The sequence below is a fragment of the Streptomyces sp. NPDC093109 genome, assembly GCF_040701725.1.
Lineage (GTDB): Bacteria > Actinomycetota > Actinomycetes > Streptomycetales > Streptomycetaceae > Streptomyces.
In genome coordinates, this window is sequence record NZ_JBFBEZ010000098.1 from 1 (window position 1) to 4,134 (window position 4,134).

Below are 4,134 nucleotides of genomic sequence, written 5' to 3' on the forward strand. Positions count from 1 at the left end.
CGGATCAAGGGGGCCGGTGGCGGGGGATCCCTGCTGGCGCAGTTCACGCCGGAGGAGTGGAGCCGGCGGGAGCCGGCGTACCGGCTGTTGGCGGATGCGCCGATGGACATCGTCCGGTGGGTGGCACACGAGTCGGGCCACACGGCTCGCCAGGGGCCCATGGAGAAGGTCTTCGACGGCGGAGTGGTGTTCTACGCACGCCACGGGCGTGCCGAGGGCCCCGACCGGGAGAGGATGCGCAAGAATCTGGACCTGGGCTCGGCCGAGCACGTCATGCTGCTGGAGTCCGGCAAGGACAACGTGGACGCGGAGTCCTCGATCCTCAGCGAGGAACGCGCCGAGCGGAACCGCCGCCTCGCCCGGGAGCTGGACAAGACGGTGTGGTGGCCGCAGGCCGAGGTGGCCGTCATGCCCTCGCCGGACGGCTCGTCGGCGCAGATCCACCTGCGTGAGGATGCCGACGGCAAGCGGACGACCCTCTTGTACAGCGTCAAGGGAGCCCCCACGCAGTACGCCTTCCAAGGGATGCTCATGCCCGAGCCGGTGCCCGAGGGCACCCGCTACCCCCGTGCGGCGGACTGGAACTCCGGCAACCCGCACGTCCGGCGCCCGGTCACCGACCGGCACGGTCGCTGGATCGGTGAGGCGGTCTTCGACCAGGCGGACCACGAGCTGCGTGCCCCGGCGCTGCGTCAGGCGGCAGGGATCACGGAGTACACGCAGTGGGAGCGGACTTCCTCCGGTGGTGTGTCGGGTGTTCAGCGCACGATGCCGGTGACGGACGGCAGTAGTGCGTACTGGTTCGGGCACGGCGATCCGACGGCGGATATGGCCGAGTTCGGGCGGTTCGCGGACCGGGTGGTCGAATCGGGGTTGACCTCGATCACGGTGGTCGCGTGTTCCACCCGGTCGGGGGTGGCGGCGTCGGCGGGGAGGCTGAGGCCGCTGGTGGAGCGGAACCGGCTGGCGGTTCACCTGGTGCCCGCGCGGATCGCTTTGGTCCCGGGGCGGGAGGGCCGGCCGGGCCGGATGCACGTCGATGTGGACAGGCGGGGCAGGCCGGCCGGTTTCGTCAGCCTGCTTCCGGGTGTGCCGGACCCCGTTTCCGCGCGTGGAGCGCGGGTCGGGCAGGAGAGCGTGTCGTCCCGTCACTACCCCCAGGACGTGTACTGGAACGCGCCGGCGCGGATCAAGGCCGTAGAGCCGCGGTTCCCACATCTCTATGCTCCCGACCCCTCCGGGGGGCGCAACCGGTACGAAGAGCTGAGCAGGGAATACGAGGTGGCCCTCAGAAAGGTGTACTCCGTCCACGAGCCGGTGCACTTCGAAATGGTCGACACCCTCAAGGCGCTGTTCGACTACTACGAACCGCACTTCCACGGCGAGACATACAAGCTCTTCGCGAGCCGTCAGCGTCCTGAGTCCGCAAAGAAACAGTTCACCCGGCTGACGGACGACAACTCCGACGCCACCCTGGACGAGCGGATGGACGCCTTCGCGGATGCCGTGTTCGGCAACCCCGACCACCCGGGGGCGCTCGGCAAGCTGTGGGGCAAGAAGCCGGAGCTGAAACCGGACGGGCTGTCCGGCCTGCCCGACCCCACGATCCCGTACTCCGCCGAGGTCCTCGATCGGGCGCGTGCGTACGGTTACTGGTTCGCCGCGGAGCCGCCCGAAGTGGTCACCCACCTGATGCGCGTGCGGCGCATGCTGAACGTGCCGAAGGGCGAACCGATGCTCTTCCGCGACGCCCTGATCGGGTGGGGTCTCAAGAGCCACTCGCTGGCCGAGGTGCTGGCGGCGACACAGAAGGCCGGCGTCCGTGATGAATTGGAGCCTTCCCGGCCGGTCGACGCCGCGCGGCTGTACGCCTGGAGCGACTCTCAGCTCGACCCTCGCCGGGCCATCAGTACAGTGATCTTCGCGTCGTCCAAGAGCAAGTACGGATTCGGTAGCCCCGTCTGGGAATCGCTGCGGCAGCCGCACGAGCGGTGGTTCCACGAGTCATGGAGCATCTTCGACTCCGAAACCCGCAGAGCACTCGAACGCATCGCCGACATGATCGGCGTGGAGGGCTCGCAGCCCCCGGAAGTGATGGCCGGCCGTCCGGCCCCCCGGCGCCGCAGGGCGCTGATGGAGCTGTGGGAGCGCCAAGGGCTGATAACCGGCGTGTTGAACCTCCGGGCCGGTCACCTGCTCGGTCTGTATCTGGTCCTGGGCCCCGACCGACACCTGATCAAGGTGCGTCCGACGGGCAGCAAGGTCTTCTCGCAGGGTGAGGCCACGCCCCCGCTGCCGGAGCCGACGGCCCGCGAACTGGTCGTCGAAGCCTGGGAGAAGAAGGGCGGCTACCCGGCGCTGTTCCGCACCGACCCCGCGTTCCGGCAGCGGCTGGCCATGGCCGAGGCCAGGAGGGACGGCCGCAGTGAGGAGGAACTGCGGGTATGGCGCGACGAACTGATCGAGCTGGCCGTCGAGTGGACCGAGAGGCACGCCCCGGCCTTCAGCGGGTACGAGGAGCTGGCGTCCGAGGCGGTCGAACTGCTCATCCCGGCTCACCAGCGGGCGTGGTTCGGCGAATGGGCTGCCGGGCCGGTGGACGGCCCCCACACCTTCGGGAACGCGAAGGGAGTCATCCGTAAGGAACCACTGCACAGCGTGTCGCTCAACAGGTCGGCTCTGCTCGACGGCTTGCTCGCTTCCGACGAGGACCACACGGGCAAGCACCTGGTGCTGTACGAGGTGGGGAACACCTCCGCCCGCGAGGTCGCCCCCTTCCTCCCCACGGTTCGTCACACAGACCGGGGTAAGGCGCTGTACCCCGGGGTGGTGGCGTTCACGTACCGGGGCTACCGCATCGAGCGTGACGAGCGGAGCGGCCGGAGTTACGTCGTGGTCACGCTGACGGAGAACCTCCAGCCGCTGTCGCCCGAGGCGTGGGACCGGGAATTCCAGAACCGCACGATGCGCAACCCGGACGGCGCACAGATCGGCACCGCTCTGATAGGGTCCAACGACTCGGCCCACGGTTCGATGGTCAAGGTCACGGATTCGAGCACCTACCGCACGTACCACGGTGTATTCAAGTACAGCGATCAGGAGCATCCGGTCCCCTGGCAGCCCGGACAGGTGGGCTGGCTGAGCGTGCACGGTTCCGGAACGGACCTCACCACGCCGTCGCGGTACGGCGCGAAGCGGGTGAGCGGCGCCCAGGTCGGCGCCTTCGCGAGGCAGCTGCTGCGCTCCTTCGGGTCACCGGACATCCCGTTCGTGCTGGCCGCCTGCTCGGCCGGGCAGAGCCACGCCGTCGGTACCGTGGTGGCACAGGCCGTCGCCGACTGGAGCGAGCGCGACAATTTCGCCGGCCCCACCGTGCTCGCGTTCCCGAATCCTAAATATCCCGCGGAGTCCGAGAGCGGAAAAACCATTCGGAACCCCTTCTTCGGGCTCAAGACCACCCTCGATAACCCGGCCCCTCGGTTCACGCGGTTCGAGCCCCGGCCGCTGATCGACCCGGTACGCCCTGAGACGCTCGCCGAGCAGGGTGCCTGGACCGAGAGTCTCTACAGCCTCCAGGAGTGGGCGGTTCACGCCCGGGATCACGAAATCGCTCTGGCCGAGAAGCTCGCCAGGGATCCCGAAACGCTCGATGCCGCGGTGCACGCGCTGGAGGCCGCTGGTGGAAAGCCGCGTGCGAAGGCAGACGTGACCGAGGTGATGGTCGAGTTCTTCGAGAAGGCACTTCCCCAGGAAATGTTGCAGGTCTTCTCCGGGATACTGCCGCGCATCGGCTCTTTCACGGACGAGCAACTTCTGCGCGGTGTGCGGATCACCAGGAAAAAGGTGTCACTGCCCCAGATGGTGTTCCAGGAGTATGCGAATCTGGCCAGTCCCACTTACCCGCAGCTGCTGGCCTTCCGCAAGGCCGTGGTGGCGTGGCTGGTCGGCTCGAACATGTCGTACGCGCACTCGCTGCACGAAGTCCTGTTGGGCTCACAGCTCTCCCAATCCGGCTTCGATCACATGGACCGCATCTTCTTGGCGGGCGACGCGGCGCACCTGTACATGTGGGCGGACCAGCACCTCGGGCCCGACGGCGGCACGACGCCCGTCGGGCTGGCCCTGCCGATGGAG

At 68.3% G+C, this 4,134-nt stretch carries 1 protein-coding gene; it reads left to right on the top strand.

The annotated features are described in order from the left end of the window. A partial coding sequence (locus AB0389_RS37635) for a hypothetical protein (protein WP_366400093.1) occupies positions 1-4,134 on the top strand: 4,134 nt, incomplete at both ends.